21 protein-coding genes are annotated in these 23,659 nt (G+C 46.1%); 8 read left to right on the forward strand and 13 right to left on the reverse strand.

Features of this window, described 5'->3' with window-relative positions; genetic code table 11:
• Positions 1-67 precede the first annotated feature (67 nt).
• The 3 genes from RIG66_RS26160 (at position 68) to RIG66_RS26170 (ending at position 3,003) form a co-directional block, all read left to right on the forward strand.
• Entirely contained in the window at positions 68-1,213 is a 1,146-nt protein-coding gene (locus RIG66_RS26160; RefSeq protein WP_446381827.1) for a Re/Si-specific NAD(P)(+) transhydrogenase subunit alpha, read from the forward strand.
• A 91-nt stretch (positions 1,214-1,304) separates the two neighbouring features.
• Complete coding sequence (locus RIG66_RS26165) at positions 1,305-1,583, forward strand: NAD(P) transhydrogenase subunit alpha (protein WP_006105018.1); 279 nt, start codon at positions 1,305-1,307, stop codon at positions 1,581-1,583.
• Between the two features lie 13 nt (positions 1,584-1,596).
• Positions 1,597-3,003: an NAD(P)(+) transhydrogenase (Re/Si-specific) subunit beta gene (locus tag RIG66_RS26170; RefSeq protein ID WP_446381829.1), complete on the forward strand. Its 1,407-nt coding sequence runs from the start codon at positions 1,597-1,599 to the stop codon at positions 3,001-3,003.
• Between the two features lie 186 nt (positions 3,004-3,189).
• Here the strand turns inward: RIG66_RS26170 and RIG66_RS26175 are convergent, their stop codons facing one another.
• From RIG66_RS26175 to RIG66_RS26205, 7 genes are all read right to left on the reverse strand, one after another.
• Complete coding sequence (locus tag RIG66_RS26175; RefSeq protein ID WP_446381831.1) at positions 3,190-4,728, reverse strand: serine/threonine protein kinase; 1,539 nt, start codon at positions 4,726-4,728, stop codon at positions 3,190-3,192.
• A gap of 471 nt (positions 4,729-5,199) precedes the next feature.
• Positions 5,200-5,646 carry a hypothetical protein gene (locus RIG66_RS26180; protein ID WP_446344309.1) on the reverse strand — a complete coding sequence of 149 codons (447 nt, stop codon included), beginning with the start codon at positions 5,644-5,646 and terminating at the stop codon, positions 5,200-5,202.
• 180 nt (positions 5,647-5,826) lie between these two features.
• Positions 5,827-7,002: an anhydro-N-acetylmuramic acid kinase gene (locus tag RIG66_RS26185; protein ID WP_446381833.1), complete on the reverse strand. Its 1,176-nt coding sequence runs from the start codon at positions 7,000-7,002 to the stop codon at positions 5,827-5,829.
• A 210-nt stretch (positions 7,003-7,212) separates the two neighbouring features.
• A complete protein-coding gene (locus RIG66_RS26190; protein ID WP_446381835.1) occupies positions 7,213-7,611 on the reverse strand; it encodes a surface-adhesin E family protein in 399 nt (132 codons plus the stop codon).
• 9 nt (positions 7,612-7,620) lie between these two features.
• Positions 7,621-9,804, reverse strand: coding sequence for a hypothetical protein (locus RIG66_RS26195; protein WP_446381837.1), 2,184 nt, complete (start codon positions 9,802-9,804; stop codon positions 7,621-7,623).
• A gap of 89 nt (positions 9,805-9,893) precedes the next feature.
• Positions 9,894-11,372, reverse strand: coding sequence for a DUF4159 domain-containing protein (locus tag RIG66_RS26200; protein ID WP_446381839.1), 1,479 nt, complete (start codon positions 11,370-11,372; stop codon positions 9,894-9,896).
• Between the two features lie 100 nt (positions 11,373-11,472).
• Positions 11,473-12,510, reverse strand: a complete 1,038-nt coding sequence (locus RIG66_RS26205) for a phage tail protein (protein ID WP_446381841.1) — start codon at positions 12,508-12,510, stop codon at positions 11,473-11,475.
• 1,452 nt (positions 12,511-13,962) lie between these two features.
• Here RIG66_RS26205 and leuD point away from each other — a divergent pair.
• Positions 13,963-14,565, forward strand: a complete 603-nt coding sequence (gene leuD / locus RIG66_RS26210) for a 3-isopropylmalate dehydratase small subunit (RefSeq protein WP_446381843.1) — start codon at positions 13,963-13,965, stop codon at positions 14,563-14,565.
• A gap of 172 nt (positions 14,566-14,737) precedes the next feature.
• On the opposite strand, the gene RIG66_RS26215 is transcribed toward leuD, so the two are convergent.
• The 6 genes from RIG66_RS26215 to RIG66_RS26240 all read right to left on the reverse strand — a co-directional run bounded on the left by RIG66_RS26215 (position 14,738) and on the right by RIG66_RS26240 (position 21,764).
• Positions 14,738-15,091, reverse strand: coding sequence for a hypothetical protein (locus tag RIG66_RS26215; RefSeq protein WP_446381845.1), 354 nt, complete (start codon positions 15,089-15,091; stop codon positions 14,738-14,740).
• Between the two features lie 128 nt (positions 15,092-15,219).
• On the reverse strand, positions 15,220-16,500 hold the full coding sequence (locus RIG66_RS26220) for a S41 family peptidase (RefSeq protein WP_446381847.1): 1,281 nt from the start codon (positions 16,498-16,500) through the stop codon (positions 15,220-15,222).
• Positions 16,501-16,730: 230 nt separating this feature from the next.
• Positions 16,731-16,964: a helix-turn-helix domain-containing protein gene (locus tag RIG66_RS26225; protein ID WP_446381849.1), complete on the reverse strand. Its 234-nt coding sequence runs from the start codon at positions 16,962-16,964 to the stop codon at positions 16,731-16,733.
• An 81-nt stretch (positions 16,965-17,045) separates the two neighbouring features.
• Entirely contained in the window at positions 17,046-17,237 is a 192-nt protein-coding gene (locus RIG66_RS26230; protein ID WP_446381851.1) for a hypothetical protein, read from the reverse strand.
• A 446-nt stretch (positions 17,238-17,683) separates the two neighbouring features.
• On the reverse strand, positions 17,684-20,428 hold the full coding sequence (locus RIG66_RS26235) for a pentapeptide repeat-containing protein (protein ID WP_446381853.1): 2,745 nt from the start codon (positions 20,426-20,428) through the stop codon (positions 17,684-17,686).
• Positions 20,429-20,792: 364 nt separating this feature from the next.
• Complete coding sequence (locus RIG66_RS26240; RefSeq protein ID WP_446381855.1) at positions 20,793-21,764, reverse strand: D-alanyl-D-alanine carboxypeptidase; 972 nt, start codon at positions 21,762-21,764, stop codon at positions 20,793-20,795.
• A gap of 164 nt (positions 21,765-21,928) precedes the next feature.
• Here RIG66_RS26240 and RIG66_RS26245 point away from each other — a divergent pair, with 164 nt between their 5' ends.
• The 4 genes from RIG66_RS26245 (at position 21,929) to RIG66_RS26260 (ending at position 23,442) form a co-directional block, all read left to right on the forward strand.
• Positions 21,929-22,129, forward strand: a complete 201-nt coding sequence (locus tag RIG66_RS26245; protein WP_446381857.1) for a hypothetical protein — start codon at positions 21,929-21,931, stop codon at positions 22,127-22,129.
• 165 nt (positions 22,130-22,294) lie between these two features.
• The gene (locus RIG66_RS26250; RefSeq protein ID WP_446372217.1) at positions 22,295-22,612 is read left to right on the forward strand and encodes a DsrE family protein; all 318 of its coding nucleotides are present in this window, start codon (positions 22,295-22,297) and stop codon (positions 22,610-22,612) included.
• Between the two features lie 18 nt (positions 22,613-22,630).
• The gene (locus tag RIG66_RS26255; RefSeq protein ID WP_446381859.1) at positions 22,631-23,041 is read left to right on the forward strand and encodes a DsrE/DsrF/TusD sulfur relay family protein; all 411 of its coding nucleotides are present in this window, start codon (positions 22,631-22,633) and stop codon (positions 23,039-23,041) included.
• Positions 23,042-23,061: 20 nt separating this feature from the next.
• Positions 23,062-23,442 carry a hypothetical protein gene (locus RIG66_RS26260; RefSeq protein WP_446381861.1) on the forward strand — a complete coding sequence of 127 codons (381 nt, stop codon included), beginning with the start codon at positions 23,062-23,064 and terminating at the stop codon, positions 23,440-23,442.
• Positions 23,443-23,659 lie beyond the last annotated feature (217 nt).

Consider the following 23,659-nt stretch of genomic DNA (forward strand, 5'->3'; position numbering starts at 1 on the left):
TTCGTCTGTATGGCATTAGCCTAACGACCAAGTCATAGTTTTTTCGGTTAGTCTATAAGGAGTTTTCATGAAAATAGCACTGGTTAAAGAAATTGAAGTGGGCGAAAATCGGGTCGCCCTGATTCCGGATACGGTTGCCCGTTTGGTCAAACAGGGCTTAGAGATTTGGGTGGAAAATGGTGCGGGAGAGGCATCGTTTTTTAGCGATCGCGCCTATGAGGAGGCGGGAGCTACTCTAGTCTCAGATCCAGGTAAACTCTGGGCTGAAGCTGATGTCATCGTCAAAGTGGGCATCCCAAAAGATGATGAAATCAACCAAATGCGGGAAGGCTCAACACTCATTAGCTTCCTGAGTCCCTTGGGGAAACCAGAGGTTGCCCAGAAACTGGCAAATCGCCAAGTGACTGCCTTCAGTATGGAGCTGATTCCCCGTACCAGTCGCGCCCAGAGTATGGATGCGCTATCGTCCCAAGCTGGGGTAGCCGGGTACAAAGCGGTACTGATTGCCGCCGCCGCGTTACCGAAATTCTTCCCCATGTTAACTACAGCAGCGGGAACAATCAAACCCTCAAAAGTGTTTATCCTGGGTGCAGGCGTAGCTGGACTGCAAGCGATCGCGACTGCCCGACGCTTGGGTGCTATGGTAGAAGCCTTTGATATTCGTCCGGCGGTTAAGGAGGAAGTACAAAGTCTGGGAGCCAAGTTTGTTGAGGTCGATCTCCAAGAAGATACCGTGGCTGAAGGTGGGTATGCCAAGGAAGTCTCTGACACCGCTAAACAGCGCACCCAAGAGGTAATCGCTGAACACGTCAAGCAGTCGGATGTGGTGATTACTACCGCCCAAGTTCCGGGCAAAAAAGCCCCCTTACTGGTGACGGAGGAGATGGTTCAGCAAATGAGTCCGGGTTCAGTTATCGTGGATCTCGCCGCTGAACAAGGTGGAAACTGTGCCGTTACCGAAGCGGGGAAAGATATTGTCCGTCATGGCGTGACTGTTATTGGTCCAATTAATGTCCCCGCATCCATGCCCACCCACGCCAGCCAGATGTATGCCAAGAATATCTCAACGTTATTACAGTACCTGGTCAAAGAAGGACAGTTACAACTCAATTTTGAGGATGATATTGTAGACAGCACCTGTATTACCCACGCGGGTGAAATTCGCAATCAGCGGGTGAAAGATGCTCTGTCTCAAATGAGTACAACCGTCTAAATGTAGATATAGGTTAGGTTCAGGTTGATCATGGGGTTTTTCCTCATAAATCATGAACAATGAACCATGAACCCCGAAAAAGGAGAAAAAGATGACTACCACATTCATTGCCAGTTTATTTGTCTTTGTCTTAGCCGCCTTTGTTGGTTTTGAAGTGATCAACAAAGTGCCACCCACCCTACATACTCCCTTGATGTCTGGGGCAAATGCAATTTCCGGGATTGCCGTCATCGGCGCATTGCTCATCTCCGGATCGAAGGAATGGAATGTCACCGTCATTTTGGGTTTAGTGGCTGTCGTGCTAGCCACGGTTAACGTGGTGGGCGGTTTCCTGGTTACGGATCGCATGTTGCAAATGTTTAAGAAATAAGAGAGGTGAGCGCATGACCGACTTTCTACCGACTGGGATTGAACTGACGTATTTAGTCGCAACCGGATTATTTATCTTTGGGCTGAAAAAGCTGGGATCACCAGCGACAGCACGCCAAGGAAATGTTTGGGCTTCGGTAGGGATGCTGCTAGCTGTGGTGGCAACTCTGCTGAACCAACAGGTCTTAAATTATCAAATGATTTTGGTGGGGATCGCCATCGGTGCTGTCATTGGTGTGACGGCAGCCTATAAGGTGGCGATGACTGCTATGCCTCAGATGGTAGGCTTGCTGAATGGGTTGGGTGGTGCCGCCTCAGCGTTAGTCGCGATCGGGGAATTTTGGCGCTTGCTGAACGCGGGTCAAGGTGTACCTTTAGGGTCTACGATTACCGTGATTCTGGGTGTGCTAATTGGTGGGGTTACGCTCACCGGGAGCTTTGTGGCATTTGGTAAGTTACAGGGGTTGATTACGGGTAAACCGGTAAAGTTTCCCTTGCAGCAAGTCTTTAATGCCTTACTCCTAATTAGCTTTTTGGTCTGTAGTGGTTACCTACTCGTGACACCGGACAATACGACCATCTTTCTGGCGATGGTGGGTATCTCCTCAGTGTTAGGGATTTTCTTTGTCCTCCCCATTGGCGGCGGCGATATGCCTGTGGTGATCTCACTGCTGAACTCGTTTTCCGGGTTAGCGGCGAGCGCGGCGGGTTTTGTCGTGATGAACGATATGCTGATTGTGGCTGGGGCGTTAGTTGGGGCTTCCGGTTTAATCCTGACCAATATTATGTGTAAGGCGATGAACCGTTCCTTACCTAACGTGCTATTTAGTGCTTTTGGTAGCGGTGAAGTCAAAGGCGGTGCAGGTGGTGCCGGTGGCGTCGGTGACAAAGTTGTCCATAGTATTGATGCCGAAGAAGGGGCAATGATGTTGGGCTATGCCCGCTCCGTGGTCGTTGTTCCAGGGTATGGGATGGCAGTGGCTCAGGCACAACATACAGTGCGCGAATTAGCCGATCAGCTTGAAAAACTGGGCGTTGAGGTCAAATACGCCATTCACCCAGTTGCGGGTCGGATGCCGGGACACATGAACGTCCTTTTAGCCGAAGCGAATGTCTCTTATGACTATCTCTACGACATGGATGACATCAATCCTCAGTTTGATAATACGGATGTTGCCCTCGTCATTGGTGCCAATGATGTGGTAAATCCAGCCGCTCGTACCAATAGCGGTAGTCCGATTTATGGGATGCCGATTCTCGATGTCGATAAGGCAAAGCACGCGATCGTGATTAAGCGAAGTATGAGTACGGGCTTTGCTGGTATTGAAAATGAGCTGTTCTACGGCGATAAGACCATGATGCTATTTGGTAGCGCCAAGGATGTTGTGGGGCAGCTTGTGGCTGAGGTGAAGCAGCTTTAATTAACCTAGGGGCGGGTTTGACGATGATCATTTTTGCCATCCGAATGTGACTCAACCCGCCCCGACAATCGAATCATGGCAGGTGTTGTTGAGAGGTTATTGGTGGGAAAGGGCGGGTTTTGTGGAACGGTTATCGGTGAACAGCGAAATTTAGTTCCTAAACCCGCCCCTACAGAACATTAAATCCTATCCAGAAATGTCGGTGGGGTAATCGGTGTGAACGGCTTCTAGCTTCATCACAATTTTCGGCTTAAGTTTCTCAAGCTCTTGCTTGAGAATTCGTTTACTCAGCTGAGGTTGAGTGCTGGGCATCGCTGCATGGCTGGCATTTGCCCAATCCAGGAGTAGTTTTCGCTGAGTTGAGGCAATGGTGGCGGTCATCACGTTGGCGCAGCGTTGGGGTTCAGTCAGGGCAAAAAATAAAATCCGATAGTTTCCTGATTCTCCTAAAATGCGGATCACTTTTTGACCCATGGCTGTTTTCAGATCCAAATAGCAGGTTAGCCAACGAGCGCCATGTTGCCGATTGTGTAGGGCTGTAATCCATAACACCATGGGATGGGGAGACATCAGAAATAGGAATTGGTTATAGCGAGTGCTAATTCGGCGGTTTTCAATATCGTCCTTGGTTAGCATCACCCAAAGGGTGGCTAATAGTTCCTGACTGGTACGAATAATATGCGGAAAAACAATCGAGGCTTGGGGTTTGTTTTTGGGCCACGACGTTTGTAAGCAGAGGTCTTCAATAGAACGAGCGGGAGGTTTCTGGGGGGGTTCTTCGGCTCGGGGTATTTTCGAGAGTACAGCACCAATCCGCTGACCGAGTTGTCGTCCTTGACCAAAACGCTGTTCTAAGGGTTCTAATGTCTGAATGACTTCCTCAATGGTTTGCGGGCGATCGCTTGCCTCTTTTGCCAGACAACTCATCACCAGCTTTTCCAGGGCTTTGGGTAATTTTAAATCCGGTTTTGCAGCTTCAAAGCGGCGCGGTGGGCTGAAGTGATGAGCTTTGTACCACCCGCCAAAGGAATTCGATTCGCCCACAATGGGCATTTCGCCGGTGAGCATCTCAAACATCATCACGCCCAGACTGTAAATGTCAGAGCGGTTATCGAGTTCCCGTCCCTCCATTTGCTCGGGGGAACAATAGGCTAATGTCCCCATAAACGAGTGGGTTTGCTCGCTATTGGACTGGATCAGCTTGGCAATGCCAAAGTCAAGAATTTTTACCAGTTCTCCAAAGGAGGCGTCTTCAACCACCAGGATATTGCTGGGTTTAATATCGCGATGAATAATTGGGCTAAGTTCACCTTCGATCACGATTCCCTTATGAGCGCATTGCAGTCCTAAACTAATCTGACGGCTAACATTGAGAAAGCGAGGTAAGGGGAGGGGTTGCTCGCGAATGATTTCACTTAAGCCACTGCCTTCCAGGAACTCCATGACGTAAAACGAAATGTCATTTTCATCCACGCCATAGTCCCGGACGCGCACGATATGATTACTTTTTTCCCCAAGTAGCGCACAGATTGTTGCTTCTCGCTCAAAGCGATCGCGCATTTTTTGGTTGAGCAAGGTTTGGGATATGAATTTGACAGCGACAATCACGCCGCCAAGTAACATATCTTTAGCTTTATAAACTTGACCCATAGCGCCCTGACCTATCAACCCAACGAGTTGATAGCGGTTGGCGAGTATGCGACCATGATTAGGGTCTTTTGTCATGATTGGTTTAGTGAGAGCTTGGAGCAGTTGTGAACGATACCTATTTACCAGTTTGACCCAAGCGCAATTCGGCAAGTAGCATTCAATTGAACTAGACCCAATAACTCACTCGGTTACTCGTTCCATTGTGCCATTATGACCAGCTATAGTTCATCGCTTTATTGAGCGCTCAACGGGAGCCACACCTGTGGTAAACTGAAATCCATTAACTCAATAAGTTTAATAAGTCAAGGATAACGTAGAATTTATCAGTCTATCCCGGACTATATCTTGCTACGCTAACACACCAAAAGCAGGTAAAAAGTCACAGATTTTTAGGACGGTCAAATCCCAGTGAGTGATTTCATGAACCGGAAAGGAATACAAGCAGAACAGTTGCTAACCAAAGTGGAGGCTCGAAGCCCCATTACTTCAGTGCGGAGTGCTGAGTGTTGATACTTCACACTTTATACTTCTGATTATAGGCTTGTGCTATCCAGGCTGTCGTTCTAGCGTTGCTTCCATTGTGCTGGTCAGATAGTGACCCGCCATGATGCTACTGGAGAGGTAGTAGGTATTATCATCAAGTTGGTGTCGGGTTTCAAAACCACTACGTCTTTGGCGATCGCTTAAAACCCAATAGCGTTGCACAATTGATTCTGGAGCGATCCAACCCTCGCCCTCAACACGACCCAAAACACTATGCTGTAAGACGAAGGTATACTGCCGTTCTCCGGCATCAAGACGCCCCCGATATTGGAAAGAAATATCCTCGCGCTCATCGTCGGGAAACACCAGCTTGGTTACCATCGTAAACCAGTTTTCTCGACCCCAAGCAACAATTGTTTTCCCTCTCACGCTAAGAAGCGATCCATTACGCTCCAGCCAATTTCCCTGGAGTGTCCAGCGTCCTGCCTCCATTAAAAAGGTGTGAGCCACAGCGTTACCCTTTGCCTCTAATTGAATAGTGCTGGTTGAATTTGTCCTCCACTATGGCACAATGCCTGACCAAGCAGATTGCCAAAATCGTAGTCATTAGGATAAAAAAATAGGCAATTGTGTTTCAGTATTCAGTGTAGTCCCAAGTGGACAAGAAATGCTTAATTCTGAGTTAATTAGTTAGGATGGCGCGATATTACCCAAACGTACCGCCTGCTTCGCCCCCGTAACTGGCGGAAGATTCCCGCAAATGCCCAAGTCTCGCCAATAGGCTAAAACGGCAAAGGCGATCGCTTCTTTGAAATCTCCACTCACCCCAGCCTGATCCGTTGTTTGTATCTGTACGGATTGTAACCGGGAATGCATGCGCTGTTTGAGATAACGATTGCGGCTACCCCCACCACATAAGAATATCTGATCAGGCTTCTTCGGTAAAAAGCGACGATAGCTGTCCTCTATAGAGGCGACGGTGAGTTCTGTCAGGGTTGCCAATAGATCAGCCGGACTCAGAGAATAGGCTTGACTCTCGGCAATACATTGGTGTAAATAATCCCAGCCAAATAATTCTCGCCCAGTGGATTTAGGCGGGGGTTGCTGGAAAAAGTCGTGGGTTAACCATTGCTTGAGTAGGGGTTGACAAACAGTTCCCTGTCGTGACCAGTTTCCATCGTGGTCATAGGTTTGATGTCCCTGGGTAAAATGCTGTACAGCTAAATCCAACAGCGTATTTCCGGGTCCTGTATCCCAACCACTGACCAAATCTAACCAATTTCCTTGACAGGGAGGGAGGTAAGTAACATTACCTATGCCGCCGATATTTTGGATACATCGGTGCTGAGTCGGGGAAGAGAGCAAACAAGCATCAATTTTGGAGACTAAGGGCGCTCCTTGACCCCCAACCGCAATATCAGCGACACGGAAATTACTGACTGTTTTAATCCCTGTGGCGTGAGCAATAACCTCTCCCCGTCCTAACTGAAGACTATAGCCTAAAGGGGTGCAGGGGGGCGGAGGGGCTGAGGGGTGGAGAGGTGGGGGAGCAGGGGGACGATGGTAAACGGTTTGACCGTGGGAACCGATCAGCGTAGCGGCGGGTGGGTGGTGTTTTTGGATGGCTTGGGCAGCTTGAGCAAATTGTCGCGCGATCGCATCATCTAATCCAGCGAATTCTGCCATCGATATAGAACCACCCGCACAGAGATTAAGGATTTGCGATCGCAGTTTTTCGGGGTAGGGATACGTCGCTCCCGCCAATAACTCCACAGTTAAATCGGACTCGGAACCTGCAATCTTCACGAAAGCTGCATCAATTCCATCAACTGACGTACCACTGATTAATCCAACGACGCGAGTCATAGTTTTTGCTGAGGGAGTAGAGACGCGCCATGGCGCGTCTGGGGAGCAGAGGAAGCGGGGGGAGATGGGGAAGCTGGGGAAGTTAACTCAAAACTCTTACAGATTCTACCAAGATCTGGCATTTTCTCGAAAAAAAACCTCAGCCTCGCGGCTGAGGTTTATAACCAGGGTGCATCTACCGTTTTTTCCTACCGCATGAACTTGATCCGATCAGGAAAAATCCTCAGTTTGGCAAACTAATTTCCATATTGCCTCGCCAACGCTACCGGAGGTAAAAAATTGTAACGGTTCATCGTCGTTCAACTGAGTACGAGTGATCAATTCACCTTGGACATTGAAGCGAGCGATCGCCACAGGACGCCAAGCCCGCAGTGGACAAATCATCGCACTGTAAGTCTTTCGCGCTAATATTCCTTGTTCATCCGCTTCTGGAAAGACAGACATCTGCCAAAACCAGACTGTATTAGGGCGACGTTCGACAAATTCTGGGTCAACGTAGTAGTCAATGTCATTGTGATCACGGGCAACAAATACCCACTGGTCAGCCGCAGCAGGTAAGGTGGTGAGAATGGTGGTGATGCTAGCTAGAATTAGAGGTTCGAGCTTCATTAAGCTTCCTCACTCATCGCGATCGCACCCTAACCCTTGCAGTCGTTTTGCTCGTCTCACCCGTACCTGGGTATCGTCACTACCACTGGCGATCAGGATATTTTGCTTCAACACATTAATATCAACCGTATTAAATTTTTGGTTTCTCAATGACTCACCCACTTCAATCCCATTTAAATAGTTATCCGCTCGTTTACCCCGATTTGTCAGGGGCCAAAGCATCATTCGTCCATCATCGCCGCCACTAGCTAAGTAACAACCCCCATTACTCAACGCCACAGATCGTACCGCTTGACCGCCATGACCATTCGACCATTGGTCAATAATTTCACAGGACGGTTGACCCTCAACTAAACAGGATTCCATATTCCACAAAGTAATATACCCCTGATTGTCAGCCGTCGCCATCAGATAAGGTTTCATATCGGCAACATCGATACTGAGAATATACTCATCCTGACCCCCTTCACGATAGGGTATAGGAATTGCCACATTATCTGGGTTGGGTAAATTCCAAATGGCTAAGGTGTTAAACCGTCCAGCAACCACTAAATTTTGATTACCTTGCCCCACAAATTTTAAGGCATATATGGCGAATTCAAATCGTCCGCTACGTAGGGGTTCAACATTGCCATTCACTCCAGCATCGGCTTCGCCTAAATTTTGTTGAATGTCCCACCCAAGTACCAAACCACTGCCGTGACCACTAAACAGGTAACGGGAGTCATCTGTAAACTCTAAAGCCAACACTCGATCATCTTTTTCTTGGGAAAAAGACATCATTAATTTTGGAGTTTCTGCCAATAAATTCAACAGTTGGATCTCACCATTTTCTAACCCAGCAGCCACCACGTTATTATTGACTGGTTTATAACGAATAACCCGCACAGCTTTATCTGTATCAGCAATCTTCTCCACTTCGGGATTAGCAAAGGGATTAAAAAAGCCATCGACTCGCCATTTAATTAAAGTTTCGTCATTAGACCCACTAACCACATTCTGGCTCATGCCATTAAATTGCACCGAATTCACCGCCGCTTGATGCCCAAAAAACTTATTATCGGGATTGAGCCAAGATAGCCACCAAATGAAATATAAAAGCAGGAGTCCACCACCCAGAAGTAACCAGGTTGGAATGATTGGATAAACATCCAGTTTCAAAAATTGGCTCGTGGGATTAGTATTTCCTAAACGTTGATCCGATAACGTCGCCATTGCTTCTAAAGAAAGTTCCTTTTTCCGACCCCATAAATGGCGTCTGGCTTGAACTCTCAGCGGCGCTTGAGCCGTTTGACCCGGATTTAATTCGGCGGGTTTATCCGGCAATTCTAAGGTACATTCCTGTTGATCTTCACCCTGAATATTAACAGTAACCTGTTGTTGAAGATTGCTATGATTTTCAAATTCCAAGGTGTAGGGAACGGGTGAATTCCGCCAGTTGGGTATCCAAGCGCGTTTGGTGGGAATTTGCTGCTGTTTGGGAGTGGCGCTAAACTCAACCAACCCCATAGGTAAAACTTCTAGCGTACCTTCCACTTGGGCGGGGGAACCATGGCGATGAGTCGCCGCGATCGCAAAGGGATAAATCCGGCTGGGGGCTTGGGAAATATCAGGAATTTGGCAAATAAATGTTTCAGTGACTTGTCCGTTTGGAGGTAGATATAACTGGCGTTCGGTTCCATCGACAATCCAGGTCGAATCTAAGCCCGAAAGTTTCAACGTAACATGGGTTTCCAGTTGACTGGGATTATAAACTCGTACTGGAATTTCATCTTCATTTGCCGGATATTCTTGAAACTCCCGTACTGGCAGATCCAATTTCAACGGAATTGAACCCGTACCCTGTTCTAGAATTAACCGCAATACTTCTCGGTCTTCATCCGGGAATTCCATGGAGAAGACACGCACCGTTAGGTTCATCAATCCGACAAACCCGGGTACAGGATTATCGACAATCGCCACCTGAAAATGGGTGACATCACCTGGAGGCTTTTTAGTCCCCACTTCTGGGGAGATCGTGTACCAATTCCGAAGCCGCTCAGCATCAACCCCAGCTGCCGTTACTTCCACCTGAAAACTGGCAAAGCGCTCGCTATCATTAACGACTTTAACTTCAAATGAAGCAGGTAGACCTCCTGGCTTAAATCGAAGTTGTTTTGGGGAAACTGTTATATCAATTAAATTATCTACCATTATTGTCCTTCCTTACTCCCGAACCTCCCCCAGTTTCCCTGTGACACACCGAGCGAAGTCGAGGTGTTCCCTGTTCCCTGTTCAACACCCTACATTAACTTATCAAACAGCTCATCGCGAGGCGATCGATCTGACGGTTGTGATGGCTGAGAGGGCTGGGATGGGCGTGACATCGTAACTGTTGGTGGTGGTTGTTGTCCACGGGTTAGTTGTCGGCGACGCCAAGCTAAATGTAAGATATTAATCCCTATTTCCTGAGCTGTACGGATCGCTTCACGGGAAAGAACTTGCTTTTCATTGATTCCCCAAGCCTCCGATAAGTTACCGATCGCGACAATAATCCCCCCACCCCTTAAAATTTGAATCGGCTTTCTATTGATACGAGGTGTCGTGGCGAAGAGAAAGGGTTGAGTCCGCAGTAAGTCGTGACGGTCTAATTTTTCCAGGGGCGTTAACTGGGTTCCCATACTTTGAGCAAACTCTTGGAATCGACCCGCGATCGAATTCTTGCGTCTGGCTAACTCTGTAGCAATCATCTCTCGTTCACTGACAATATCTTGTCGGCATTGCTTTAATCTTGTATCCGTATCAATATTGGGGTTATCATCGATTTGGGTTAGCGCCTGTTCGAGTTCTTGGTAAACCTTGCTTAGGTCTTTAATCGCATTGCCTTGAATCCAATGTTTCAATCCTGCCGACGCTTCGACTAAAAGTGTACCTCCTGCCTTTAAATACTGTCGCAGCACCTCAAATTCTGATTCTCCTAATACCTGAACTTGGCGAGCGGTCATGAAAAATAAATCATACTCTAAAATAGCTTGTAGCTCTGCCGATTGTAAACTAAATTGTCCAATCGGGTCACTTCCCTGGAGGGTAGGGTAAAGTCCAGTGGTTGATTGCAAAAGATAGGAAAGATTCGATAAAATACGCTCATGTTCAGAGTCATCCACAGCTAACCCTTTGTACATGGCAACGTGAACGATCGCCTGAGGTCGAGCTTGGGGCTGAAGACGGTGGCGCAAGTCCAACTGGTTATAGCTAGGGGAGAAACTATTGACGGGCGCTTCCAGTTTAACTTTTCCAGCTTTGAGTAGAATCCGACAGAGTTCAACATCCCCTTCCGTAGGTGGACTTGCCTTTTCATCAATCCGAAATGTTTCGACGATTCTATCGGTAACTCTACGGGTGCGTAATTCGGCGGGATCTCTAAATTTAACCACCAAATACACCATCAAAGGTTCTTCTGAAGTGGCTTCTGAAGAAATCCGATAGGACATGGGTTCTGGCACTACGATAAAATTGCCAAATAAATCAATAGCAAGTCCCGGTTGAATTTCGACCCAACGTTCATCTCGATATTTCGCCACCACATCAGCGGGGGCGGGAACAACATAGACGCCCAACCCGAAGACAATTCCGGGCTGATATAGAGATTGGTAAAAGGTACTATGATACTGGCGGTGATAGTGGTGAGCTAACTGCCAACGTTGGGCATCAATTAGTAAGCCGTCTGTGACATGGAGACGTTCAAATTGTTGGAGAGATGGGGGAGGGAAGTGGTTAGTCATTGGTCATTTGTTATTTGTCATTCGTCATACTCGCTTCGCGAGAAGCCAGCTACGTCCTTCGTCATACTCGCTTCCCTTGAGAAGCCAGCTACGTCCTTCGTCATTCAATATAGAGTTCATAAGTACAAAAGGCGGGTTTTTCTTGGCGGATAATTTGATGCACTAATAATTCGTCAATTTTAGTCGGGGGTTCAGGGCGCAGTCGGACAATGAAATGATACGGTTGTCCGCCACCAATCAGGGAGTCTTGATTTAGGCGGGTGTTCCCCATCATAAATCCCTGACCAAACACTTCTTGAATACAAATATGCTTTTGATGTTCGGGAAGATGGTCATCTAAGGGTAAGTCCGTAAATAGATGCAGGTAAAATCGTAATCCCCGACGTGTACCCCGCCAGCGATAAATCTCCATCGCCTGACGAATCAGATAGCGCTGTCGCTGTAGGCTTAAAGCGGGGTTGAGTTGCCAACCTACCCAATGTGCCAGAAAGGGTAGAAGGGTTTCTGGTGTCATTAAGGGGTCGAGATACGCCCATAAAGCCTCCAGGGATTGTAAGGTAGGTTCAAAGGCTTGCTCGAAAATTTTCAGAAAGCGACCGATAAAATCGACTTCTTGATAAATTTCGGGTACAAAGTTTAGATATAAGCTACGAGGGCGAACATAGAGATTAAAGCTCGCCGATTCAACATGTTTGCTCCCCGTTCCCGATTGGCTGGAATAGACATAAATCTGACCGCGATAATCAAGACGGTGAGAGGGTTTAGTATCCCAATCCTGATTAGACTCAAAGAAATCGGTTGGCATATAAAAGCGAATCACCGCTTCCATGCGCCCCCCAGCACGAAGTTCTCGCCCTTCCATACCCAAACGATACCATTGGGAGGGAAAATCTCCCTGGATTTGAATATCTAAGTGTAAGGTTTGGTTGCTGAGGTTTTCCAGTTCTAGCAGCAGTTCACTCGGTTCTCCTGGATAGAGAGTGAGGTAGCAACCACGACGTTCTGTATCCCGCGATGCTTGGTTGAGTAAAGGTGCGGCTGACTCGCTTGACCCCGCAATCGGCTGAGGGGTAACCTCTGGCAACTGCATGGAGGTTAGTTGTAGGCGTAAGGGTAGTATATCGCGAGCTTGAGTCATACTAAATCCAGGTTAACTCCCCCTGTTTTGGTAAGTCGGTGGGGACAATTAACGTTAACGGTGGGGATCGTCATTTGTAATTCGTCATTCGTCATTTGGTCAGGGCGGGTTTTGTACAAACGTTGTCATCAATAGCGAAACTGGATTCCCTAAACCCGCCCCTACACATTCAAATTAGGTATTCTCCCCTACTTCATCCGAGCAACTCTACATCGTTCGGTCAGTGTATCTAATTGCATATACCATGGAGTGATTATAGCAGTGAATAACGACGGTTCCACTCAGGAGGTTAGTGAAAATAAACTCAACCCTATTAAGTTGTGTAAATACCTCTCAAACCCTTACATAAGACGTAGCTGGCTACTCAGAGGAAGTAAATATGACTCCCTCTACTGTTAACTTTTATTGTGCCTACCGACTTATCATTTCTGTCCCTTGCAAGTGCCGGTATTGATCGGTTGATCAACTTCCTTAAAAATCAGGATAAAGCTGATAAAACCTGACCGCCGCTAACTATAGCTTGATCCTTCGGGTGCAACTGAAGAATGGGCAACTGCAATTCTGCTCACTCTATAGCACTACGCACTAAGGTTAGGACAAATGAAGAAAAATTCAAATCGCTTGACCCTGAGCGAAGTCGAAGGGTCAATCCCTTGTAAGGTAAGCTTGTGTCTTCACTATTGCCTATGACACACCGAGCGAAGCCGAGGTGTTGCCTATTGCCTATTCCCTGGCGCGTAGCGCTATAACACTGATTCAACAAGTCCTCTTGAGTTTTCTGTGTCAATCTGTGTCCCTCACGATTTACTATTCTGTCTGTGCCATTTCCTTATCTGTAACCTCTGTGTTTTTGTCAAGAGCTTGTAATGATTTTTATCGTAAGTTTAACAAAATACTTCTGTCCAAGGGAACGTTGGGCGTGAGCTGAAAACCAGAACTTATACAATGTTTTACCAAGATTCAAGGGGTTTAGCTAGCTCGGAATTATTTTTATCCATAAAATATCCACCATAGATAATATACCTGGAAACCGCACATCGTTCTCACAATGGCTGAATCCCCTGAAAATTCGTAGATTATTCCGGAATACAGAGTAAAAAACGAACAATTATGATGTTGTGTTAAGACATCAAACAGATTTAAATATTTAACCCTTTATTGGGGAAAGAATAGTTTGAATTATTAGAACTTGACAAGTGTAGCCCAAACAACCTTAAGGAAAGCCAAAACTATGTCTGTTCTTCCGGTTATTTTGTTGTCGGTAAGAAGTAGAGATGTTACCGGGAGCCTGTCAGAGTTGCATATAATACCAAATCGGGGTTAGCTACCCCCGTTATAACCCAGTCCGCGCAGGCGGACTTTGTTTGTGTAGCAGCGATTTCAATCGCCTCTACTTGCTCACCCTTAGCGAAAATAGAGATATATTTTTTATAGAAAAAAAGGAGTGAATCCATGAGTCAAGTTAAAACCGTATCAGGACGAGGCGTTCCCGTTGTGGGGAATGATATTGATACCGACAGAATTATCCCCGCTCGCTATTTGCGCTGTGTTACCTTTGAGGGATTAGGAGACAAAGCCTTTGCCGATGACCGCACCCAAGCGAAAGGGCAACATCCGTTTGACCGTCCCCAGTATCAAGGGGCAGATATTTTAGTGGTTAATGGCAACTTTGGCTGTGGTTCTTCGCGGGAACATGCGCCCCAAGCACTAAAAAAATGGGGCATACAAGCTATTGTCGGTGAAAGTTTTGCGGAAATTTTCTTTGGTAACTGTTTAGCAATGGGGGTTCCTTGTGTTACGGCTGAACCGGAAACGGTGAAGCAGTTACAGAGAATCCTGGAAGAGAATCCGCAAGCGCCGGTAACGGTAGATTTGGAAGCTATGGATGTTCGCAGTGGTGACTTCCAAGCCTCTGTGTCAATGCCTGAAGGGGTTCGGCAAACCCTGATTGCAGGAACTTGGGATAGTTGCGGACAACTGGTGAAGCAAGTTGACCAGGTTCGGGAGACAGCGGCGAAGTTGCCTTATCTGAAGTGGGATACAGCGACAGTATAAGATGGGCGTTGTCTCATCTGGAATAGTAGGCTTGTAGTAGGGAACTTTAGCCCTACATGCTGCCCTGGTAACATGCGCGAATCCAACCTACTGGACTGACACAGCTAAAATTGTGGATTAGATTTGACCATTGAATCGGGCGCAAGTCTTTGCGCCCCTACGCTTTCTGGGTTTAAGCCGCTTTTTTGAGCGAATTATTTAGCAGCACAGTACCGCTAACATCAACACTCAAGTCTTTTCCTGGCACGTATCCTTTCTGCACCAACTGTTTATAGATAGTAAATGAAGTAATTCTGTGAATTTCCTGCATTATATCAGCAGGAATAAGATTCTCAACCGCCCAAATAATGGAGTCTGGCTCAAACCACATCACACGTTCAATACTGACAACCAACACCGCCGCAATATATTCAAGAGTCAGTTTGGTTGTTAAATCGGTAATCAGGGCTGACCCAATTTGGCTGTTGCGAGTCATGATTGCTCTCGCCATCCGGTCAGTTTCTCGGTCGAATTCCAAAGAGTTCATGCTGGGCTTTTGCTGTTTCTGCCTAGGATTTACGGGTCTGGAGTCTCCACCAGAATGTTTCTGTTTCGCCAAGTATACCCAAAGATAGATGTCAGTCGGTATAAAATGTGTATAAAAATAACATAATTTCACTCTTGAACGGCTGCCAACGCCACCTCTAGCGCCCGTTCTTTTTGCGGATCAGCGCCTTGGGCATATTCTGGGGAGAAGGGAACCAGGATATCGGGTGTTACTCCTTTCCCTTCTAGTCGTTCGTCTCCATTCACGTAGACATCAGCGACGGCGACGTAAAGCAAGCTACCATCGGACATGAGAAATGGACGCCCCGCTACCACAGCGCCAGGGGTTGGTGTACCGATAACGGGTCCAATATTGAATTGCTGAAAACCATAAGCCAGAATTTCTTTAGCGCTGCGGCTTCCGCCGTTTACAATCATAACGACGGGTTTATGCCAGCCTGCGTAGTGAGTATATTTTGTACCATCCCGGAAAATCGTGGTTAAGCTTAAGTTTGGAGCGGTGTAGATGTTCAGGGCGGTGAGTGGTGAACCTCCCCATCCATCTCTTAAGTCTACGACTAGAGTGTCTGCTTGTTTGAGACGACCATAGATGAGTTCTTCTTCAAGCTGTTCTTGATAGTCATCACTGGCATAAGACCAGATATGAATATACCCGATTTTTTTACCTTGTTGTTCAATTATCTCAGTGCTGGCGTCCATGGCGTCGAGATACATGGTGGTTGTATCCAGCAATTTAGGGGTGACGGTGATTTCTTGCTGACTGTTGGGATTTGGCGATCGCTGAATTAGGATTGGTACAGGTGTACCAGCTTGATCGGCAAAGGATTCAATGGCTTGGAAGGGGCGATTATCCACACTCAGAATGCGATCGCCTACCTTTAATCCGGCTTCAGCGGCTGGACTTCCTTCGAGAATAGCGCTGATAAAGGTTTGGGTGTCGATCGTTTTGGTGACGATACCAATGCCACTATACTCTATTTTGCCATTGGGAAAGAAGGGTTTGAGTTCTTGGCGTAAATCGCGGTTTCTGGGTGCAAAGATTCCTAAGACTTGGTAGTAGGCGGGTTGGTTGGGGATGTAGAGGTGGGTGTGAGAGGTATTGAGTTCAGACAGCATTTGATTGATCAGGGTAGCGGCGGCTTCCCTGGATTGGGTTTGGCGGATTTTGGGTTCATAGTCGTCTTTGATGGTTTGCCAGTTGACGCCGTTAAAGTTGGGGTCATAAAAGTTATCGTTGACGGTTTGCCAAACTTGGTTAAAGAGTTCCGTTTGAGGGTTGGTTGGTGTGGAATGGAGGGGGGAGTTGAGCCAGCTAAATAGGATTAGGCAAAGGCTAATTAGGGTGGTGATAATTAGGCGGTGATTTCGGGGAAGGGGAAATAGTTTCATAGTGGGAGAGAGATATAAGCCTAGAACTAAAGTTCTGGCTTAAAGCTTAAACCCGTTAAAACGGGTTCACAGGTTTATCCAGTAAGTTCGATCCTTACTTTAGCTTGAAGATGATAAGTTTATTGGCTGGCGTCCAAGTTGGCGTAAATATTGGGGTGAGAAGTTCTCGCGATCGCGCCGATTTTTTTTGTCTCAAGGCTTCACCCTCTTTCAACTGGAGTTATAAGCATTCACTCGTTTTTCGGCATCGTCAGATATAGCTGGATAAATTCTTCAGCCGCATCGGGATTAATTTGTCCTAGTGCTGTGCGAATTTCTAGGATGGTTTCACCACCAGGATCTCTGACTTCATTAACCCAACGGCTAACGTTGGCGTGTCCGACTCCCATCGCCGCCGCTAACTGATTTTGGCTGATGCCAAAAATTGATAGTGTCTGTTTGAGGGCTTTACCTGCTCTTCCCATATTTTTAATTATGTCAGAGAGTACCCTTAGCCCACAACATTATAGTCAAGTAGGAAGCTAGGTTAGTGCTGTTTAGATTGATTATACAATTGGCTGGCGATCGCGCTTTGTTTCTAGGGTTGTTTTGGCTAAGGTGGAATTGTGGTGATCAGGGGTGATTTCGGGTTTAGGGTTGAGAGGTGGAAAGGTTGGCTTTTTTAACGCAGAGGTTCGCAGAGGGAAAGCGCAGAGGTTCGCAGAGGGGTTGGCGGTGAGGGAAGTTTCTGATATCAATGTAGGGGCGGGTTTTACTGTTATCGTTTGTTTTCACCCGAATGTTAGTAAACCCGCCCTTTGCCAAGGTTTTATTGAGTCAACAGCTAGGTTAGTGCTGTTTAGATTGATTATACAATTTGCTGGCGATCACGCTTTGTTTTTAGGGTTGTTTTGGCTGAAGATTATTGGGGTTTAGGGTTGAGAGGTGGGAGGGTGTTTTTTTTAACGCAGAGGTTCGCAGAGGGAAAGCGCAGAGGTTCGCAGAGGGGTTGGCGGTGAGGGAAGTTTCTGATATCAATGTAGGGGCGGGTTTTACTGTTATCGTCTTTTTTCACCCGGATGTTAGTAAACCCGCCCTTTTACAAGGTGTTATTGAGTTAACGCAGTAGTTGGGCGGAGTGGTTACAGTATCAGATTTGTGAGTTGTTCAGGACTAAGATGTATCGCTGTCTCCAATTTGCACTTTAAGTGAAGCTTTTTATATCCCTACCCTCAAGAATTGTTCCTTGAAGATTGGCTCCATTAAGATTTACTTCTGAAAAGATTACACCATCCAAAATTGCATTGTGTAGATTCGCTCCGCTAAGATTTACTTCTCGCAAGGTTGCCTTTTCAAAATTTACTCTACTAAGATTGGCTCCACTAAGATTTACTTGTTGAAGATTGGCTTTGCTCAGATGTGCATTTTGAAGATTGGCTTCACTAAGATTTACTTGCTGAAGATTAGCCCCCTCAAGATCTGCCTTTTCGAGAGTTGTTTTGTAAAAGTTTACCTTATGAATAGTAGCACCCCAAAGAACGGCTATTTTTAAGCTTGTATTATGAAAATCTGCTTCAAAAAGTTGTGTATAAAAAAGAAAGCATTTGTTCAAATTTAAAAAACTCAGGCATTTCGTTGCAAGGACATTTTCTAAAGACAATCTATTGAGTTGTAGCCTTGATATCCATATTGCAAAAGAACCTGGCAAAAGCCAATTAATATCTGATATTTCCCTTGTCGCTCTCGCGCAAGCATTTAAGACAGCCAATAACGCTTCCTCTGCATTTCGTGCCTGTCGCATTTCTTCCTGAAAATTCGGTCTAGGATTCAAACCCTCCATTGGCATTCCATGAAGCAGCATAAACTCAATCAAACGACATAATGTTTTCTGCCAATCGCGAACCTCTGATAAATCCTGTAAACGCATTTCATCACAGACGAATTGAAACAGGTATTCATCCATCGCTGATAAACCGCAGAGAGTCGCCCACCTGACTAAGGCATCCCGTTCATCACAACCTTTGCGAAAGTTTTTATTACGTTCTTCTAAATCTTCATGGATAAGCCGAACTCCTTCAACAATACGTTTCGCTGTCAGATATTCCCCGAAACTCTTGTGGGTAAACTCAAAGGTTTTTTCTCGATCTCGTACCTCTCCACTTTCGCGAAAGTAAAAAGCAGTCAGCAAACGAGTGATACTCGCTCTTGAATCTTCTTGTAAGGTGGCTTGAAAGCGATCTAAAATCAGCCTGAGTCCACTATTATCGCAATGAGCCTCAATTTCTTTGACACTGGTTGTCCTACCATCTCCATGCCAGCAAGCGAGGGCAATTTCTTCAAGAATCGCGATAAACTCGTATTTTTCAATCCCCTCAGTCAAACGATAGCCATGCTTTTCATACCCTCGCTCGTAAACAGCATCCAGCAAATCAGCATAGATTTCATTCAGATTCGTATCTTTCGAGAATCGCAGCTTATCCCGTTCAAAGCTTAATGCTACTAAATAATTTAATAAGGGCTGTGCTGTAATTTCAACCAAATTATCTTTATCTAATTCTGGCGGTAAACCATCATAATGCTTACCTTTTGCCTTAGCATAAGACTGCCACCAAACCTGGCGTTGGTCTTTCTCCAGGAAATTTTTATCATCAATATATTTTGGGCGATCTCTTTCTTTTTTTGTTACAAAATATGGCAGAATATACAGCAGTTGACGCGGTTGGCGAAACTTGCTGCGGTTCGCCTGTACCACGACTTCCCGTCCTGTAATCAAAACCTGTAAGCGAAGATGCTGATAATTAAATCGGTCAACTTCGCGCCGGACTTCTTCGACAAACTCTTTAGCCGTTTGTTCGGCAATTTTGCCCTGCATTGATAGCTCATCTAAGCCATCAAAGATAACCAGTAATCGCGATTCCCCATTTTCTCTGTCCAAGGGATTGTGAGACAAGAACCCTTCAATCTGGACAAACTCCCCTACCGCTTTTACCAAGTCATCCGATAGTCTAAATAAGTGGAGGGGAATAAACAGAACTAGAATTTCTCCCTTTTCCGCCTGTTGTGCGGCAAAGATTTTAGCAAAGGATGACTTACCACTTCCGGGTCCTCCACTGATTAAGCGAATCGCATCATCGGCTTCAGCATTTTGTAACCAGGTTTCTAGTTCACTATTGAGATCTACGATAACTCGTTCATAGTCTTTACTTTCTATAATCCCTCGTTCTAATTTTCGCTCCGATTGTCCCGCCACCTCTCGCTCATAATAGGCTCGTAATGACACATAAACTTGTTTTAGACTAAACGCTTCCCAAAATATCGGTTCATCCACCCGCTTTTGCAGCCGTGCGCGATACCTTAGCCATCCCTGTTCTCGTCTTGTGGCTGGAGTGAAGGGTGTATCCAGAACTTCTTTTAGGGCAATATAATCTTGGGAACGCTCAACCCATTGGTCATTTAAGGCAAAAACAAAGTAAGCGGGAAGACGACTACTGATCATTTCAGCTTCAACCTTTTTCTCCACATACGCCTCTAACCACTGAGCAAACCCCGTCTTCGCTTCTTGCACAATCGGCAAGTTTTGGGGACGCTGGAAAAAGTCGGGGTTAAGGATTAACTCGTTACTGGTTAACGATGCATTGAGATGGTTGTATAATTCAGTCAGATTATCGGGTTTATGGATTAAGAGTTCCCTATTTTCATGTAACAAGTCTTGTATCGCTTGCATCAGGGAACGCACAATCAGCAATCCAGCAATTTCTCCTGGTTTTGCTTCTAATCCCAGATTTTCGAGAACCTCAACGCCACTCTCGGCGAAGTCATCCCATTTCAGAAACGCGCCGTTAATGGCGGCTTTACCCAGTGAGGCGAATAAACGCTTGGGATTGGCTTTTATCTCTTTTTTCCAGACTGAAACAGACTGTTCGACTTTAATTCCTGGTTCCCTTGCCATAAAATTAATGGATGAAAGATTGTGCTGTTTCTAGCCTAACTAACTTTTTCAGTGATTCGCTGTTGATGGGGAAGGTTAGATTAATAATGATTGGAACCGAGGCACAAATATTAGGGTAGCAGTGTAGCGCTTATCCCATAACAGCCCTCACCCCCAACCCCTCTCCCAAGCTTGGGAGAGGGGAGTCTCATGTCGTCGATTTGCTTAGATTTTCTGGGCGCAAGCCTTGCGCCCCTACAAGCTGTTGGCACAAACTATCACACCCTGCTCAAACCTCTGTCCCCTAAAGCGTTAACCTCTGCGTTCTCTGTTTGCTAAACTCAACCGTTAACTTTAATTTTCGTCCGACTACTGACAGCAAAGATTACTGACAAGGTGTTAACTGAGCCAAGCGCAAGGCAATTTCATCAATCGCCCCCACTAAAACCTGTCCCGATTGAGACGGTTGATTCACCATAATGCTAAACAAAATTTTCCCATAATAGGGATGATCTAAATACCCAGACAGACTTCTTACTCCTCGTAATGTCCCCGTTTTTGCCCGAATTATGCCTTGAGTTTCAGGTAATCGCAAGCGATTTCTCAGGGTTCCATTTACCCCGGAAACGGGTAAGGAACGATAAAATAAATCATTTCCTTTGGCATACATCATCGCTTTTAATGTCGAGATTAATGCTTGCGGTGTGGCTACATTCTGTCGGGATAAACCTGAACCATCAACTTGACGAAAACTATTGGGGTCAACACCTAAAGGTGCTAACGTCTGCTTCACAGCCGAGGGTCCACCAATGTAACGCAGTAGGCTATCCGCATAGCTGTTACTGCTTCTTTGGTTGGTGACTGTCACCCATTCATCTAACGATTTCGATTGAATTAAGGCTCGCGAATCCAGCCGTTGTAAAGCGGCGGCGGTGGTAAAGAGTTTGTTATTGGAGGCGGGGATGAGAAATTGATTGGCGTTGTGGCTGTAGGAAATCGCCGGATTCGATACCGATTCCACCACAATCCCCCATTTGCCCCCCGCTAAATTGGGACGATTAATGATTGAGTCGATATACAGTCCCAAAAAATCGGGACAAACGCCACTTGTTCGACGTTCTGGAGGCGGAACAAAAATTTCAATCGAGTCGGCGCTTTTGGTTAAATTAGCCGCCGTTGTCGCCCTGGCGATGCTGGGAGTCATGACATTACCCATCGCCATCACACCGACGGTGAGCATGGCTAGGGATTGCTTCTGCCAAGGATTCATTGGTTTCATCGTTTGCAAGTCTTTACAATCTGGGCATCGTTTTGGGAGCATGAGCAAAGCGCGATCGCTAATTGAGCAAGATAACATGATGCGGCTCATTGCGGCGCGATAAGTCTGCTCTCTCTGGTGAGAATGCACGGACGTAGCATACTACGTCTCTACACCACTCCATCAATTGCCAGGAATTATCCCTGAACACTGAACACCTTAGATCAACAGGGACAGGGATTATGTTCCCGTCATTTTGATTTATGTCGTGGTTTTACTGGCTCAAACCTTTGTCCTCAGGACAGTTTGCCGTTTTTCCAGGAAACTTTCTTTTTCCGCCAATCTCCCCATCCCCCCATCACCTTAAGTTCGACACCCATGGTTGTGCCGATAACCCTACCTTATCCAGTTCCCTGTCTGAAGATGACGCCGAACGGTTTCTACACAAAAATCAACATTCTTGAAAGTAGCCGATTAAAAATTAAACATTATTTAAAGAAGAACAATTGACAAACCCGCAAAAATGTGAATTTAAAATAATCTTGTCAATAAATTAAACCTGTATTATAGTTAGGAGTCCTGGCATTATTAGTGCTTGATTTGACTAATCGGTTGGAGAGCCAAACAGAATGGCAAAGTATTTCTTAATCGAATCAAGGAGTTCCTTTGATTCAACCCAAGTGACTCAAAATTATCAGTTGGCATCAGATTTAGCTAATGCCGGAAATGAAACCACCTTGTTTCTGGTGGAAAATGGCGTATTAGCGGCTCGTGCAGCGGCAGCGAATGGTTTAGCAAGTCTCAACGCGGTCAATGTATTAGCAGATGATTTTTCCCTGAGAGAACGCGGTATCTCAGAGACAGAACTAGGCAATGGTGTGCAAGTGGCTAGCATTGCGGCTGTGGTTGATGCCATGGCAGAAGGACAAAAAACGATTTGGCTGTAACTGAAGATAAGTGAAAAAATGAGTACCAAAACCTTAACCTTTTCAATTATGGATGGTCCTTTTGAACAAGCAAGGACAACCACAGCGTTTCGGATGATTCATGAAGCAATTGAACGTGGGTATAATGTGAATGTTTTTGCTTACGAAGGGGCAGTTTCTTTAGCCTTTGCTCATCAAAAACCCCACGCGAATGCGGTTCATGGGAGAAGTGTGGAGGAAGAAGATCATCCTTTAACTAAAGATTGGATTGCGGCACTCCAGGAAAAAGCCAAAGCAAAGGGGTGTCAATTAGATTGGATTAATTGTGGGCTTTGTGTAGATGAGCGAGGGGTAAACGAGGCGATTGATGGCTGTCGTCGTGGTGCGCCGAGTGATTTATGGAAATGGGCGAGTGAGTCGGATGGAACGTTAATTATTGGCACGAAATAGAAAGGATTGGAGATATTAAGATGAAAGCGCTACAAATCATTGAATCTGCCTATCGCTGTACGATTGAAGAACAAGATGATCCGTCTGTTTGGATTTCTCAAGCGATGAAAGGCGCTGGTGCGGATTTAGATATTTTGCTGAGAGGGAATGCGGTGAATTATGCCGTAAGTGGACAGGATGCGTCTGGACTGGTGTTTGGGAATAAGGCACAAACCCAGCCGCCTAAACTGGATCAAGATTTGCAGCGGGCAATAGAGAAGGGAATTACGGTTTATATTGTGGCAGATGATGTCAAATCTCGTGGGATTCCTGAAGGGAAAATGATTAACGGTGTGACTCAAGTGGCGGGTCAGGATTTGCCAGGATTATTTGGGAATTACGATCAAATTTGGCATTGGTAAAAGTTAGCGGTTATGTAGAGACATTCCAGCGAAACGTCTTTATACATTCGTTAGTAGGGGCAGGTTTAGCCCATTTAGCTGAAGTTCCCCTTTGACAAATCGCTACACCGTATGCGTATCTTGGCTTAGGGCGATTTGGCTTTGGGCGTCACTGGGTACAAATCAGGCTGACGCCCAATAAATCTAAAGCCTTTCTTTGTACAGGAGTTGGTTCGGT

The sequence above is a fragment of the Coleofasciculus sp. E2-BRE-01 genome (assembly GCF_040221695.1).
Taxonomy (GTDB): domain Bacteria; phylum Cyanobacteriota; class Cyanobacteriia; order Cyanobacteriales; family Coleofasciculaceae; genus Coleofasciculus.